This window comes from Halobaculum rarum (genome assembly GCF_040025155.1).
GTDB classification, from domain to species: Archaea; Halobacteriota; Halobacteria; order Halobacteriales; family Haloferacaceae; genus Halobaculum; species Halobaculum rarum.
Map to the genome: position 1 here is coordinate 110,022 of NZ_CP157275.1, position 14,750 is coordinate 124,771.

Genomic DNA, 14,750 nt, shown 5'->3' on the forward strand with positions numbered 1-14,750 from the left:
ACGCCGTGAAGCGTCGCCAGCGGATCGTGGTATTCTCGCGGCACCGTACGCGTTCGTTTCCCCTCAGATTCTCGTTCAGCTTCGGCGAGGGCGGCCTCTCGCGTCTCACCGCCGCCAGTACTCCGGCGTGAAACAGACGAGCACCGGGATGATCTCGAGGCGGCCGATCCACATCAGGAACACCATGTAGAGACGGCTCGCCTCGGTGAACCCGAGGTAGCTCCCCATCGGCCCGACGACCCCGAACCCGGGACCCACGTTCCCGAGGGTGGCCGCGACGGCGCTCATCGTCTCGAGGACCGAGAAGCTCTCCGGGAGCCGAGTGCCGTCGAGGAACAACAGCAGCGTCGAGATCAGGAACAACACGAGATACAGCAGGGTGAACGCGAAGATGCCGCGCACGCCGCGCTCGTCGAGGGCGCGGCCGTTGAGCCGGAGCGGCCGGACGGCGTCGGGGTGGGCCGTCGTGAACAGCTCCCGGCGAAGCGATTTCAGGATCACGACCCACCGGATCACCTTGATCCCGCCGCCGGTCGATCCGGCCGACCCGCCGATGAACATGGCGAACAACAGCGCGTACTGCGCCGGCGCGGACCAGGTGTTGAAGTCCATGCTCGCGTACCCGGTCGTCGTGACGATCGAGACCGTCTGGAACACCGCGTGTCGAAGCGAGGGTTCGAGGTTTCCCGAGATGGCAGTCGTGACCGCGGAGAGGTAGGCGGCGTCGTACGTCTCGCTCGCGGGGGCGACGGCGACGAACGCTCCGGCGAACAGCAGCGCCGTCACCAGTGCGGCGATCACGCCCATCGCCCCGACGTACGTCCGGAACTCCACGTCCCGGAGCATTCGCCGCGGGTCGCCCGTGATGACGCCCCAGAACAGCGCGAAGTTGACCCCGGCGGCGACCATGAACGGAACGATGACCCACTGCACGGCCGCGGAGAACGCCTCGATCGAGCGGGCCTCCGGCGAGAACCCGCCGGTCGGCATCGTCGTCAGGCCGTGGGCGACGGCGTTGTACAGCGTCATGTTCGGGGCGAGACCGGGCATCCCGAGCGCCGGGCCGGCGAGGTGCATCCCGTACAGGAGGAGGATCTCCAGCGCCGTGATCCCGGCGTAGACGCCCCACAGCACGCGGGCGGTCTCGGCGATCCGGGGCGTGAGCTTCTCGATACCCGGTCCAGGGGCCTCGGCGTCCATGAGCTGGGCGCCCCCGACCGACAACTGGGGGAGGATCGCGACCGCGAGGACGACGATCCCCATGCCGCCGAGCCACTGGGTGAGCTGGCGCCACAGCATGACTCCGCGGGTGTGTGATTCGAAGGAGATGTCGCCGAGGACGGTCGCCCCGGTCGTCGTGAAGCCCGACATCGCCTCGAATAAGGCGTTCACCGGGTTCGCGAGCGTCGACTCGGGATGGACCGCGGCGACGAGGCCGGGGATCCCGTGTGCCTCGATGAGATACGGGACGGACCCGACGACTGCGACGGCGAGCCAGGTCGCCGCGACCATGAGAAAGCCCTCCCGGGCGCCGATGTCCGGGTCGGGATCGAGCCGTTCGAGGCCGGTGCCGACGAGGACGGCGAGGAGGATCGTCGCGGCGAACGGCGCCACCGACTCACCGTAGTACAGCGAGACGACCAGCGGCGCGAGCAGGGGAACCGAGAGATAGCGGATGACGGTCCCGACGAGGCTCAGACTCGCCCGATACTCGACGCGAAGGTTCACTCTCGAAGCGGGCGGGCGCATCCAAGTTGAACGTACCGCTTCGATCGGCACACGGCGTAGATTCGGTCGGCACGAGGCGCGCAACCGTGAAGTCGCCGCGGCGTCACGCGTCGGTATGGACGCCCTGCTCCACGTCGCCCCCGGCGCCCACGGGGTCGCCTACGCGGTCGTCATCGCCCTCGGCGGCGTCGCCGGCGCGGGACTGCTCGGGCTCGGACTGGCGGCGTTTCTGCGCCGTCGGTCCCGGTCGTATCTGCTGGTCGCGCTCGCGCTCGGCGCGCTCGCGGCGCGGGCCGGTCTCGCGGCGGGCGCCGCCTTCGGCCTCGTCGGTATCGACGCCCACCACTTCGCCGAGCACCTCCTCGACGTGGTGATGGCGGCGCTCGTCGTCGCGGCGGTGTACTACGCGCGGACGGTCCGGACGGAGGTGTCCTCGTGACCGGCTCGGCCGAGCCGACCCGGGAGCGCATCGCCGGGTACGTGGCGACCAACCCGGGGATCCACTTCAACGAACTCGTCCGCAGGCTGGATCTCGCGCCCGGACAGGCCCAGTATCACCTCCGTCGGCTTGGCCGCGCCGACCGCGTCGTCGGCGAGGAGGTGTCCGGTCGAACCCACTACTTCGACCCCGCAGTCGATCCCACGGAGCGTCGGCGCCTCGCGCTGTTTCGCCGGGAGACGGCCCGCGACGCCGTGATCGAACTGCTCGACGGTCCTGCCGCCCCCGACGCGGTCGCGACCCGCATCGGCGTCGCCCGGAGCACGCTGGAGTGGCACCTGGACAACCTCGTCGCCGCCGGCGTCGTCGAGAAACGCCGGGACGAGCGCGGCCGCGTCACGCTCGCGCTCACGGACCCGGAGGCGACCGCCCGAAGCCTCCGGCGGATCGAGCCGTCGCTCCCGGATCGACTGCTCGACCGCTTCACGCGGCTCGTCGACGCGCTGCTGGAGTAGTCCGGACCACGGTCCCCGGCCGAACAGTTTTTGCCATCTCCGGGTCGAACCGGGCGATGTGCCCTCCGACGTAGCGCTCCGCCGCCGTGTACCGTCGGCGCTCCTCGCCGTGACCGTGTTCGTCGCCGCCGCTGTGGCCGCGTTCGCCGCCGGACTGCTCGGACTCGCCGTCCGTGGTCTGCCGGTCGGCGTCCTCCCGGGTGCGGTTCTGGCCGCGACGCTCGGGCAGTATCTCCACGCGCTGCTGCCGTTCGCGTTCGTCGCGCTCGCGTTCCGCCGTCGCGACGTGCAGCTCCCCTCGTCGGCCGGCGCCATCGCCGCCGGGTCGATCGTCGCCGGCATCGTCGGTCGGTACGTCGGAACCGCGATCGGCGCGCTCGTCCGCGGACGGGGCATCCCCTCGCCGCTCGTTCTCGCCAGTTCCGCCGACTTCGCAGCCCGGAGCTTCGGCCCGGTCCTGTGGGCCGCGGCGGTTCTCGGAGTCGTCGCCGCCGGGCTGTGGGCGCTCCTCGGCGCGTTCGCCGGGGTCGGGCTCCTCGGGATGACTGGACGGGTCGAGTGACCGTCACCGCGTTCGACGCCCGCACCACAACCCCCTTTTTCGCGACCGCGCTAGGGCGGGTATGACCGACACGGACGCCGGCGACTCCGCGGCCGCCGATGACTCCGCGGAGCCGTCACTCGACGGGCTGTCGCGGCGCGAGGCCCTCAAGGCCGCCGTCGCCGTCGGCGGCGCCGCCGGCCTCTCGGCTTGCGTCGACCGCCTCGACGGCGAGGAACCCGTCCCGGCCGGCGACGGCGCCGACGCTCACCCGGCGCGGCAGTACGCCTGGAACGACCACGTCCGGACCGACGACGCCGGGAACTGGCAGCTCCCTCGGCATCAGACGCTCCTGTACCTCTCGCTACCGGGCGATGGCTCGCCGAGTGCCGACGACCGTGAGACGGTCCGGGGCGCGCTCGACGCGCTCGACGAGGCGTTCGCCTGGAGCCACGAGGGGCTGCTTCACTCCGCGGCGTACTCCCCGTCGTACGTCGACCGCTTCGAGGCGGATCTGGCGGTCCCCGACGACGTGTCGCTCCCGGATCCGACGCCGCTCGCCGACTTCGAGACCCCGGAGTTCGACACGCAGGACGTGCTCGTCCACCTCGCCTCGGACCGGCCGGACGCGCTGTTGGCGGCCGAGGAGGCGCTCCTCGGCGAGGCGGGCGAGGCCAACGGCGTGTCGTTCCCGTCGGCGGTGACCGACGCGCTCGAACTCGACGACCGCCGGACGGGCTTCTTCGACCCGGGGATGCCCCACGAGAAGGCCGACGACCTCTCGGGGGTTCCCGAGCCGAACCCCGTTCCCGAGGACGCACCGCTGTTCATGGGATTCGTCGCGGGGTTCCGCGGGAACCAGGCGACCGAGGACGCGGTCGCCATCGGCGAGGGCCCGTTCGCCGAGGGGACGACCAAGTCCGTCGGCAACTGGCGACAGCGGCTCGACGACTGGTACGGCGAGCAGGACTTCGAGCAGCAGGTGATGGAGATGTACTCGCCGGGGCACGCGGCCGAGAACCTCGTCGAGGGGGTGGGCGCGAACCTCGGCGACGACTCGGGGATCGACCGCTTCCTCGACTCGGTGGTCGAGGACGCCAAGGAGTACGGCCGCGTCGGCCACGCACAGAAGGCCGCCAGGGAGAACCGCGACGCCGACGGGAACCCGCTGTTGCTTCGCCGCCACTTCGAGTCGGCCGACGACGACATCGCGAGCCTGCACTTCCCGTCGCTCCAGCGCTCCATCGACCAGTTCGAGACCGTCAGGCGGTCGATGAACGGCGTCGACGCGACGGACGCGACCCCGGCGGTCCGACAGCGCGTCAACAACGGCATCCTCGAGTACATCTTCCTGCGCCACCGCGGCTACTTCCTCGTCCCGCCGCGGTCGCTGCGCGCGCTGCCGACGCCCGACGGCAGCGAGGGGTGACCCCTCTCGGGTCGAACGCGGGGGCCGGCGCTGTGGACCGTTTCCCTCAGAGGAGGACGAACGCGACGATCGCCCCGATCGCGGTCAGTGCGGCGCCGACGGCGACGCCGACGCTGCGCGTGCGGTCGGTGACCGTGCCCTCGCGGGCGAGCAGCAGCGCTCCGGAAACCAGCAGCAGCCCGGCGAGTCCGATCCCGAGCCCGGTCGGGGACGCCCCGGCGAGCGGGCCGCTCGGGGTCGCAGTTGGGTGGCCCGGATGCGCGAGCGCGCGCCGGGGGAGCGACGCGACCGCGACCGCCGCCGCGAGCGCGGCGGCGAGGGATCTCCGTCTCATCGTTTGACTCGACAGTGGGCGCGCATAACACGGTTTCGACCCCGGATACCGTCGACGGTAGCGAGCGTTCGCCTCAACGACGGCGTTCGACGGCCTTGCCGGCGATCCAATGGCCGTGCCTCCGATTCGACGGCCGTACCAGAACCCCCTTTCGTCGCCGTCACGGATCCGGGATATGGACAGACGAACGTTCCTCCGGAGCGCGGCCGCGGCCGGCGCGGTAGCGGGCGCGGGGGGCCTCTCCGGGTGTCTCGGCTTCGAACTCTCCTCGAGCGACGGGATCGCCGGCGAGCCGCCGCTCGTCGAGGATCGCCCCGACGGCGTCTACCTCCCGAGTCACGTCGAGGGGATGACCATGGCCGGGATGGGCGAGGCCGGCGACTACCGCGTCGGCGTGTTCTACTCGTACGCACACCGGTTCTGGAACGTCAACGGCGAGTCGGTCGAACGGACGGACGTCGGGTCGGACGACGACGTACACCTCATGGCGAGCGTCTGGGACCCCGAAACGGGGACGGTCCTGCCCGAGACGGGGGTGTCGATCGAGATATCGAGGGACGGCTCGCTCGTCTCCCAGGAGGTGATCTACCCGATGCTCTCCCAGCCGATGGGCACCCACTACGGCGGGAACTTCGGGCTCGACGGCGACGGCACGTACACCGTCACCGTCTCGGTCGGAGGTGTCCGCACCCGCCGGACGGGCGCGTTCCGCGACCGATTCGAGGAACCGGCCGATATTCCGGTCGAGATGGGGTACAGCCAGTCGGAGCGCGACGAGATCCCCTTCCGGACGCTGGAGAACGCGGGCGAGCGGGACGCCGTCGACCCGATGGAGATGGAGACGATGCCCGACGCGACGGCGCCGCCGGTCGAGGAGCTGCCCGGCATGGTCCTCGGCGAGGTGAACAGCAACGACGCGGTCCTCGTCGCGACGGTCCTCGAGGAGTCCCCCGGGGGGATCGACGCCGACGGGCCGTACCTCGCGGTGTCGGCCCGCACGCCGTACAACCGGATGCTGATCCCGGCGATGGGGCTGGAGGGGACGCTGTCGCGCGACGGGGAGGACGCGTTCTCCGGGGAGCTCACCCGGACGCTCGACCCCGATCTGTCGTACCACTACGGCGCCGCGCTCGGCGACGCGAGCGTCGAGTCCGGCGACGAACTGACGCTGACGCCGACGGTGTGGCCGCAGATCGCCCGCCACGAGGGGTACGAGACGGCCTTCGGCGCGCTCATGGGCGGGATGCCCGAGCGAACGCTGACCGTGAAGTAGAGTCGACAGCGCAGGTCGACTGCCCGCCCAGATTACAGCTTCTCCGCGACCTCGTCGACGACGCGCTGCTCGAAGAAGACGACGACGTGGTCGCCCTCGCGGATCACGGTGTCGCCGCGGGGCGTGATGAGTTCCCCGCCGCGGGTGATCGCGCCGATGACGAGACAGGGCGGGAAGTCGTGGATGGACTCGCTGATCGGTCGGTCGACGAGCAGGGAGTCGGCGTCGATCTCGACTTCCATCACCTCCGCGCGGTCGTCCTCGATGAGCGCGACGTTCTCGGCGCCGCTTTCCTGAGTGAACCGGGTGATCTCCTCGGCGACGACCGCCCGCGGGCTGACGCCCACGTCGATGCCGACCGTCTCGAACAGGTCGACGTAGGCCGTCTGATCGACGACCGCGACGGTTCGCTCGATGCCGAGACGGGTCGCGAGCAGACACGAGAGGAGGTTCTTCTCGTCGGAGTCGAGCGTCGCGATCAGCACGTCCGCGTCGCCGACGCGTTCGCGTTCGAGGAACCCAACGTCCGTCGCGTCCGACTGCATGACGACCGTATCCGGGAGGTCCTCTGCCAGCTTCCGGGCGCGGTCCTCGTCCTGTTCGATCAGTCGGGGGGAGAAGCCCCGCTCACCCAGCAGGCGAGCGGTGTGGTAGCCGATCTCCGACCCGCCGACGATGACGACCTCCTCGCTGGTCCCGACGTGCTCTTCTGGCGCCACGTCGGCCGCGAAGCCGCGGACGCTCCCCGGTGACCCGATGACGACCGCCCGGTCGCCCGCCTCGATCGTCGTCTCGCCGCGCGGGATCACGACCTCGTGCTCGCGGATGATCGATGCGAACGTCAGCGAGTCGAACCGGTCGGCCTCGCTGACGGTCTGGCCGACGAGCGGGCTCTCCTCGCTCACCACGAACTCCGCCATCTGTACCTTGCCGTCGGCGAAAGGATCGACGTCGCGGGCGGCGGGCAGGCCGATGACCCGAACGATGGACTCGGCGGTGAGCAGGTTCGTACACACCATGAAGTCGATCCCGAACGCCTTGCGGGACCGTTCCCACGTCCGGAGGTACTCGGTGTGTTTGATCCGGGCGATCGTGAACGCGTCACAGACCGCCTTCGCCGTGGAGCAGGCGACGATGTTCGTCTCGTCGTCGTCGGTCGAGGCGACCACCATATCGGCGTCCCCGATCCCAGCCTCCTCCAGCGTCGAGACGGCAGTGCCGTCGCCGTTGATCGTCAGCACGTCCAGCGAGTACGTCAGCTCCTCGCAGCGCTCGGCGTCCCGTTCGACGATCACCACGTCGTGGGTGTCAGCTAGGTCCGCCGCGATGCTCTCGCCGACCTGTCCCGCGCCGATAATTAGGACTCGCACGGCGCGACCACCTGTTGCATAACCGCCCCTGTTCGTCGGAGGGGAATGAGCGTTCCGGAGTCTCGGCAGGAACGCGAACGGCGTATCAGCGCCGCTTACGGCGATTCCCGCGGGTACGGCGCCGCTACATCCTTCAAAGCGAGTCCGTGTGGTTGTGAACGTCGAGGCGCACGTCGCGCTCGCGGCCCTCCAGATCCGCGACCGCCCGGCGGACCACGCGCTCGGCCTCCTCAGTGACGAGGTCCTTCACCTTGTCCAGCACCCACCCGAACGAGACCAACGGCGGCAGCGACACCGACGAGGAGTCGGCCGAATCCGCGTCGAAGTTGATCTCCAGCGTCACTCGACACCCCTCCTCGGCGTCGTCGGGGGCGTCCGCCGGGAATTCCTCCAGCGGTTCGATCTGCCACGAGCCGTGCGCGCGAATGTCCTTCACGATCCGCCAGTCGATCCGCGTCGGCGGGTCCACATCGGTCACCTCCGAGCGGGCAGTGTAGGTGAGCTTCCACCACGCGAACCGGAGCGCGTAGCGGGATCCCGGGCCGCCGTCCCCGCGGGTGCGCGAGACGCGGTCGAGGTACTCGGTGTATCGTTCATAGCGTGGGAAGTCCGCGAGGAACTCGTACGCCTCCTCGGGGGCGACGTACACGTCCGTCGAGACGACGAGCTCGTCCATGCCACCGGATCCGCCGGCCGAGAGGTAAGGGTTCGGGCTGTGCGGGCGGCCGCCCGACGAGGTCATCAACGAGGAGCTCCTCCGGGACGTGTTCGGCGTGGAAGCCGAGGTCGGATTCGGCCCGAACGGCCCGCGCGTCACCCCGCGACGGGCGATCGACGAGTAACCCGCGGCGGCGGCCGAGGCTGTCCCGCCTCGCTTAGAACGCAACGGTAAACCGTCGCCACCGCGGAGTTCCGCCGACTCTCGTGTCCGTCGCCTCGAACCTCGCGTTCATGCTCGCGCTGCTGGGCGTGGGCGCGTCGCTGGTGCTCGACGGCGTCTCGATCGACTACCCGACCGTCGGTGCGGTGACTGGGACGAAGTTGCTCGCGATGCCGTCGATCGCGTTCGCCGTCTTCTCTGCACTCGGCGGCTCTCCCTCGACGGTCCGCGCCGGCGCCGTCATGTTCACGATGCCGACGGCCGCCTCGACGTTCGTGTACGCCAGCGCGCTCGGCGGCGACGACGGCCTCGCGTCGGTCAACGTGTTCGCGACGACCGTCGCCTCCGCGGGGACGCTGTTGCCCGTGCTGTGGCTGGTCTGCCCCTGATCCGGGCGGCGGCGGATCGGAACCGGACCGAGACGTCCGGGGTCGAACCGGGGACCGGACACCGGTTCGCCTAAGTCGCCCGCGTGGGTTTCGAATCGTAATGAGCGCCGAGGAGGAGAGCGCCTTCGACGTGTACCGTGACCGCGTCGACCGGCCGCTGTATCGCCTGTTCACCGAGTACGGCCTCGACAAGTGGCCGTGGCTCCTCGTCGGCATGACCGCGAACGTTATCGCCCGCGGCGCGAGCCTGCTGCCGCCGCTGGTACTGGGCGTCGCCATCGACGCCGCGTTCACCGGCGACCAACCGTACACGCTGCCGCTGGTGCCCGCGGCGTGGCTCCCGACGACCGCGCCGGACGTGGCGCAGTTCTGGTTCTCCGCGTGGCTGATCGTCGGCTCGTTCGCCGTGACCGCGGCGCTGACGTGGGTGTACGGCGTCGCCGCGAACAACTTCGCCCACCGCGTCATGCACGACGTTCGGACCGACTCGTACGCGAAGATGCAGGACCTCGACATGACGTTCTTCGACGACAAGCAGACCGGGGAGGTCATGTCCGTCCTCAACAACGACGCGACGAACCTCGAGCGGTTCCTCGACGACGCGCTCCAGAACTCCGTGCGGCTCGGCGTGATGCTGCTCGGGATCGGGATCGTCCTGTTCGAGCGCAACGCGCAGCTCGCGCTCGTGACGCTCGTCGTCGTCCCCGGGATGGTGCTGTTCACCTACTGGTTCATGAAGGCGGTCGAGCCGCGATACGCCGCCCAGCGCGAGGCCGTCGCCGACCTCAACACGCGACTGGAGAACGCCCTCGGGGGAATCCAGCTCGTGAAGACTACCGGCACCGAGGAGTACGAAACGAGCCGGGTCGAGGACACCTCCTACAACTACTTCCAAAAGACGCTCTCGATGCTGCGCCTGAACTACGTGTACCGCCCCGGGATGGAGCTGTTCGCCGGGATCGCGTTCGCGACGACGTTCGTGGTCGGCGGGCTGTGGATCGTCTCCGGAACGGCGCCGGGTCCGCTGACTGGCGAACTGCGCGCTGGGACGTTCGTCACCTTCCTGTTTCTCACCCAGCGGTTCGTCACGCCGCTTGCGGAGGTGTCGAACATCGTCTCGCAGTACGAGAACGCGAAGGCCTCCTGTGAGCGCGTGTTCGGCCTGCAGGACATCCCCGCGTCGGTCACGGAGGCGCCCGACGCGGTCGCCCTCGACGACGTCGACGGCGAGATCGAGTACGACCACGTCGACTTCGGGTACGAGGGCGAGGACGACCTCGTCCTCCGGGACGTGGATTTCGCCGTCGAGCCCGGCGAGACGGTCGCGCTCGTCGGACCCACCGGCGCCGGCAAGTCGACCCTGCTGAAGTTACTCATGCGTCTGTACGACGTGGACGACGGCGCGGTTCGCGTCGACGGGCACGACGTGCGCGAGGTGACGCTGCGGAGCCTCCGCGAGTCGGTCGGCTACGTCAGCCAGGACACCTACCTCTTCGACGCGACGGTTGCCGAGAACGTTCGCTACGGCCGCTTCGACGCGAGCGACGAGGCGGTTCGGGAAGCTGCGAAGGCCGCGGAGGCCCACGAGTTCATCGCGAACCTCCCGAAGGGGTACGACACCCGGATCGGCGAGCGCGGCGTGAAGCTGTCGGGCGGGCAGCGGCAACGCCTGTCCATCGCCCGCGTCGTGCTTCAGGATCCGGACGTGCTCGTCCTCGACGAGGCCACCTCCGCGGTCGACACGGAGACCGAACTGCTGATCCAGCGGAGCCTCGACCGGCTCGCCGAGGATCGGACGACGTTCGTCATCGCCCACCGGCTCTCGACGGTGAAGGACGCCGACGAGGTGCTCGTGTTGGAGGGCGGCGAGGTCGTCGAACGCGGCGGCCACGGGGAGCTGCTTGCGGCGGACGGGCTGTACGCGAAACTGTGGGGCGTGCAGGCCGGCGAGATCGAGTCGCTGCCGGAGGAGTTCGTCGAGCGGGCGCGCGAGCGGCAGGCCGAGACGCTCGCGGGGTCGGGGCCCGCGACGGACTGAGCCACGGCGGTGGCCGGCTCGTGGCGGCGTCGACGCCGACGATCAGAGGTCCTCGACGAGTTCGCCCATGCGCTCGATCGGGACTGCGCGCATCGTCTCGGTGTCCAGCCCGTGTCCCTCGATGGCGATCGCGATCTGGAGGGCCGCCTCCTCGTCCTCGACCTCGAAAGTGAGCTGGAAGTCGTACCTGCCGACGAGCGCGTAACTCTCCCGGAGTTCGCCCCCGAGGCGCTCGATGTCCTCGCGGACGTCGCCCCAGATCGATACCAGCTCCTGCGGGTTCTGGAACTGCGCCTCGTTCGCGTTCGCGAGTACGGTGTACGTAGGCATACCTCACGATAGTGGGTTCGCGACGAAAGGCCTTCCCACGCTCCCATCGGCGATGGAATCCGCCCACGACGGGACGGATCGTGGTACTGAAGCCGGCGTGAACTGACCGGTCGGCCATGACCGACACGACGCTCGACACGGACGCCGACTACGACGCGCTCGTCGTGGGCGGCGGCGTCGCCGGCCTCACCGCGGCGACGTTCCTCGCGCGCGCCGGCCTCGCGACGCTCGTCGTCGACGGCGACGAGTCGATCCTCCGCCGTAACGCCCACCTGGAGAACGTCCCCGGCTTCCCCGCCGGCGTCAACGCCCGGCTGTTCGCGGACATGCTCCGCGATCAGGCCGAGCGCAACGGCGCGGAGATCCGGACCGGGTTCGTCGAGGGCGTCACGGGCGAGGTCGGCGAGTTCACCGCCGCCGTCGACGACGAAACCGCGGTCACGGCCGCGCGGGTTGTCGCGGCGTCGTGGTCGGACCTCGACTACCTCGACGGCCTCGGCGTCGAGGCTCGCGACGCCGGAAGCAAGCGCTACGCCGCGGAGCACGCCCTCAGTCGCACCTCCGTCGACGGCGTGTACGCCGCCGGCCGGATCGCCGAGCGCTATCACCAGGCGGTCGTCGCCGCGGGCCACGGCGCCGAGGCGGCGATCACCCTGCTGCACGACGCCGAGGTGCCATTCTATCACGACTGGGTCGTCCCGGAGGGGTACTTCACCGACCGCGGACGGGAGGTGCCGCCCGGCTGTGAGGAGATCACGGCCGCCGAACAGGAGCGCCGCGCTGCCGAATCCCGGGAGACGATGCGGGCGTACTTCGCCGAGGAGCATCCCGAGCGGCAGCGTACTCACCCGAGCCTCGTCGACGACGATCTCGGCCGCGTCGACCCCGAGTGGTACGATGATGGCGGCGGTGGGGACGGGGGCGGGGATGACGACGTGGACGGCGGGGGCAACGGGGCCGGCGACGACAGCGGCGACGGGCCGGTCGAGAGCGACGACTGATCCTCCCGAGGCCGCCCGCGCGACACCGCGAGGATTTACCACCCGTACCCGCCAATCCACCGCCAATGAGCGATCTCCTCGTCGACACGAACGTCGCGCTCGGCGTCTCCGGCTCCATCGCGGCCGTGAAGGTGGTCGAACTCGCCCACGAACTCCGGCGCCACGGCGCCGCTGTCCGCGCGGTGATGACGGACGCGGCGACCGGGATCATTCACCCGTGGGCCGTCGAGTTCGCGACCGAGCACGACGTAGTCACCGAGATCACCGGTCGCGTCGAACACGTCGAGCTGTGCGGCCGCGACGGCTGGGCGGACGTGCTGCTGCTCGCGCCGACGACCGCCAACACCGTCGGGAAGGTCGCCGCCGCCGTCGACGACACGCCGGTCACGACCTGCGCGACGACCGCGCTGGGGGCGGGGGTGCCGGTCGTGTGCGCGCCGGCGATGCACGAGCCGATGTACGACCATCCCGGGGTGCTGGACGCGATCGACCGCGTGGAGTCGTGGGGGGTCGAGTTCGTCGACCCGCGGATCGAGGAGGGGAAAGCGAAGATCGCGACCGAGGACGCGATCGTCACGGCGACGGCGCGCGCCGCCGGCGATCGACCGCTGGCCGGGGAGCACGTCGTCGTCACCGCCGGAGCGACGAGCGAGGCCGTCGACGACGTTCGCGTGCTCACGAACCGCTCGTCCGGGCGGACCGGCCGAGCGGTCGCCCGCGCGCTCGCGGCCCACGGCGCCGACGTGACGCTCCTGCACGACGCGGACGCGGTGCGGGGCGCGGGCACCGCGGAAGACCTGCCGTACGCGGACGTGGTGGACGTGGAGTCGGCCGCGGAGATGACCGACGCCGCGCTCACGGCGTGCGCCGACGCCGACGCGCTGATCTCGGCGGCCGCCATCGCGGACTACACCGTCGCACAGCACGAGGGGAAGATCCGGTCGGGCGACGCGTCGCTGACGCTGGAGCTCTCGCCCACCCCGAAACTGCTGGACACCGTTCGCGAGGAGTACCCGGACCTCCCGATCGTCGGCTTCAAAGCCGAGCCGGGTGGCGATGACGAGACACTCGCCGCGAAGGCACGCGAGACCCTGGACCGGGTCGACCTCGCGTTCGTCGTCGCCAACGACGCCGCCGTGATGGGTGCCGCCGACACCCGCGCGCTCGTCGTCCGTCGGGACGGGTTCGACGCCTATCGGGGATCGAAGCTCGGGCTCGGGCTCCGTGTCGCCGACGAACTCGCGACCGTGGTGAGGGAGGAGTAGATCGGAACCGTTGCCGCGCTCTCGCATACGCGGGATCACAACGGTTTTGATCCGCTCATTCCAACGACGGGACAAGAGCCCGTGATATCAACCAGCTACCGCCGACGCATCCGCCGCGATCGGGACGGCTGCCGCAAGCCGGGGGGGACGCCGTGACCGACGGGGATACCGAACCCGACGGCGACGCTGCTCCCATCGGCGACATCGTGGTTCCCGTCGAGGAGTCGAGCACGCTCCGCAACACGGTCGGGTACGTCGTCCGACAGGCCCTCGAGTCCGGCGAGCCGTCGACGCTGCACTTCGTGTACCCGCTGTCGAGCCGCGGGACGGTCGGCGACGAGTACGACCGCGCCACCGACTTGCTCGAACGGATCGAGCTGTGGGTCGAGGAGGATCGGGAGGAGAACGGCGACCTCGTGTCCGTCGAGACGGCCGTCGTCGCCGCCGACGAGTACCTGTTCAGCCCCGGCGACTACGCCGACGCGATCGCCGAGTACGCCGACACACGGGACGTAAGCCGAGTCGTGCTCGACCCCGAGTACCGGCCGACCGGCACGACACCGCTGCTCCCGGCGCTGGAGCGGGAGATACGCGGAACGGGCCTCGAGGTCGAGGAGGCGCCCGTCGAGCGGGAGACCCGCCGGGCCCAGATCGTTCGCCGCTCCGGTGTCGGCCAGTTCCTCCTGTTGTTCGCGGTCTCGGCGGGGTTCTACCTGTTTCTCTCGGGGTGGTCGCTCAAGCCGTACACGATCCTTACCGGTGTGGTGTCGGCCGGGGCGGTCGCCGCCACGCTGTGGCACGTCTCGTTTACCGGCGCGATCAACCCGCGTCGGTTGACCGCCCAGTTCGGGCGACTGGGCCTGTACGCGGTGTTTCTGTTGTGGGAGATCGCGAAGGCGAACCTCCAGATCGCGTACGTAGTGCTTCATCCGTCGCTGCCGATCGACCCGAAGACGGTCGAGTTCGACGCGGACGTGTGGTCGACCGTCCCGGCGGCGACGCTGGCGAACAGCATCACCCTGACCCCGGGGACGCTGACCGTCGACGTCGAGCGGCGACACTTCACCATCCATTCGCTGACTGCCGGCGCTCGCGAGGACCTCCTCGACGGAAAACTCGAACGGGCCGTCCGGTACGTCTTCTACGGCCGAGCTGCCGCCCGGCGTCCGACGCCGAGCGAGCGTGAGGAGGTGGAGGAGTGAGCCTCGTCGCCGACGC

The 14,750-nt window shown here is 70.2% G+C and carries 15 protein-coding genes; 10 read left to right on the plus strand and 5 right to left on the minus strand.

Annotated features, from left to right (window positions below; all coding sequences use genetic code 11):
* Window positions 1-105: 105 nt before the first annotated feature.
* Entirely contained in the window at window positions 106-1,728 is a 1,623-nt protein-coding gene (locus ABJD39_RS00620) for a TrkH family potassium uptake protein (protein ID WP_348610747.1), read from the minus strand.
* A gap of 115 nt (window positions 1,729-1,843) precedes the next feature.
* Here ABJD39_RS00620 and ABJD39_RS00625 point away from each other — a divergent pair, with 115 nt between their 5' ends.
* The 4 genes from ABJD39_RS00625 to ABJD39_RS00640 all read left to right on the plus strand — a co-directional run bounded on the left by ABJD39_RS00625 (window position 1,844) and on the right by ABJD39_RS00640 (window position 4,652).
* A complete protein-coding gene (locus tag ABJD39_RS00625; protein ID WP_348610750.1) occupies window positions 1,844-2,167 on the plus strand; it encodes a DUF7471 family protein in 324 nt (107 codons plus the stop codon).
* Entirely contained in the window at window positions 2,164-2,682 is a 519-nt protein-coding gene (locus ABJD39_RS00630; protein WP_348610752.1) for a winged helix-turn-helix transcriptional regulator, read from the plus strand. Before ABJD39_RS00625 ends, ABJD39_RS00630 begins: the two co-directional genes overlap by 4 nt.
* Before the next feature lie 58 nt (window positions 2,683-2,740).
* Window positions 2,741-3,244, plus strand: coding sequence for a hypothetical protein (locus tag ABJD39_RS00635; RefSeq protein WP_348610754.1), 504 nt, complete (start codon window positions 2,741-2,743; stop codon window positions 3,242-3,244).
* Window positions 3,245-3,305: 61 nt separating this feature from the next.
* Window positions 3,306-4,652: a DUF7405 family protein gene (locus tag ABJD39_RS00640; protein WP_348610756.1), complete on the plus strand. Its 1,347-nt coding sequence runs from the start codon at window positions 3,306-3,308 to the stop codon at window positions 4,650-4,652.
* Window positions 4,653-4,698: 46 nt separating this feature from the next.
* On the opposite strand, the gene ABJD39_RS00645 is transcribed toward ABJD39_RS00640, so the two are convergent.
* Window positions 4,699-4,986, minus strand: coding sequence for a hypothetical protein (locus tag ABJD39_RS00645; RefSeq protein WP_348610759.1), 288 nt, complete (start codon window positions 4,984-4,986; stop codon window positions 4,699-4,701).
* A 175-nt stretch (window positions 4,987-5,161) separates the two neighbouring features.
* Between ABJD39_RS00645 and ABJD39_RS00650 the strand changes: the two genes are divergently transcribed.
* Window positions 5,162-6,259 carry an iron transporter gene (locus tag ABJD39_RS00650; protein ID WP_348610762.1) on the plus strand — a complete coding sequence of 366 codons (1,098 nt, stop codon included), beginning with the start codon at window positions 5,162-5,164 and terminating at the stop codon, window positions 6,257-6,259.
* A 32-nt stretch (window positions 6,260-6,291) separates the two neighbouring features.
* Here ABJD39_RS00650 and trkA read toward each other — a convergent pair whose 3' ends face one another.
* Window positions 6,292-7,629 carry a Trk system potassium transporter TrkA gene (gene trkA / locus ABJD39_RS00655; RefSeq protein WP_348610765.1) on the minus strand — a complete coding sequence of 446 codons (1,338 nt, stop codon included), beginning with the start codon at window positions 7,627-7,629 and terminating at the stop codon, window positions 6,292-6,294.
* A 133-nt stretch (window positions 7,630-7,762) separates the two neighbouring features.
* Window positions 7,763-8,305, minus strand: a complete 543-nt coding sequence (locus ABJD39_RS00660) for an SRPBCC family protein (protein ID WP_348610768.1) — start codon at window positions 8,303-8,305, stop codon at window positions 7,763-7,765.
* A gap of 248 nt (window positions 8,306-8,553) precedes the next feature.
* On the opposite strand from ABJD39_RS00660, the gene ABJD39_RS00665 reads away from it, so the two are divergent.
* Entirely contained in the window at window positions 8,554-8,898 is a 345-nt protein-coding gene (locus tag ABJD39_RS00665) for a hypothetical protein (RefSeq protein ID WP_348610770.1), read from the plus strand.
* A gap of 100 nt (window positions 8,899-8,998) precedes the next feature.
* Window positions 8,999-10,936 carry an ABC transporter ATP-binding protein gene (locus ABJD39_RS00670; RefSeq protein ID WP_348610773.1) on the plus strand — a complete coding sequence of 646 codons (1,938 nt, stop codon included), beginning with the start codon at window positions 8,999-9,001 and terminating at the stop codon, window positions 10,934-10,936.
* Between the two features lie 42 nt (window positions 10,937-10,978).
* On the opposite strand, the gene ABJD39_RS00675 is transcribed toward ABJD39_RS00670, so the two are convergent.
* Complete coding sequence (locus tag ABJD39_RS00675) at window positions 10,979-11,266, minus strand: GYD domain-containing protein (RefSeq protein WP_348610776.1); 288 nt, start codon at window positions 11,264-11,266, stop codon at window positions 10,979-10,981.
* 116 nt (window positions 11,267-11,382) lie between these two features.
* Between ABJD39_RS00675 and ABJD39_RS00680 the strand changes: the two genes are divergently transcribed.
* The 3 genes from ABJD39_RS00680 (at window position 11,383) to ABJD39_RS00690 (ending at window position 14,734) form a co-directional block, all read left to right on the plus strand.
* On the plus strand, window positions 11,383-12,267 hold the full coding sequence (locus ABJD39_RS00680) for an NAD(P)-binding protein (protein WP_348610779.1): 885 nt from the start codon (window positions 11,383-11,385) through the stop codon (window positions 12,265-12,267).
* Between the two features lie 65 nt (window positions 12,268-12,332).
* Window positions 12,333-13,532: a bifunctional phosphopantothenoylcysteine decarboxylase/phosphopantothenate--cysteine ligase CoaBC gene (gene coaBC / locus ABJD39_RS00685; protein ID WP_348610782.1), complete on the plus strand. Its 1,200-nt coding sequence runs from the start codon at window positions 12,333-12,335 to the stop codon at window positions 13,530-13,532.
* A 152-nt stretch (window positions 13,533-13,684) separates the two neighbouring features.
* Entirely contained in the window at window positions 13,685-14,734 is a 1,050-nt protein-coding gene (locus ABJD39_RS00690; protein ID WP_348610785.1) for a monovalent cation/H+ antiporter subunit E, read from the plus strand.
* Window positions 14,735-14,750: the final 16 nt, after the last annotated feature.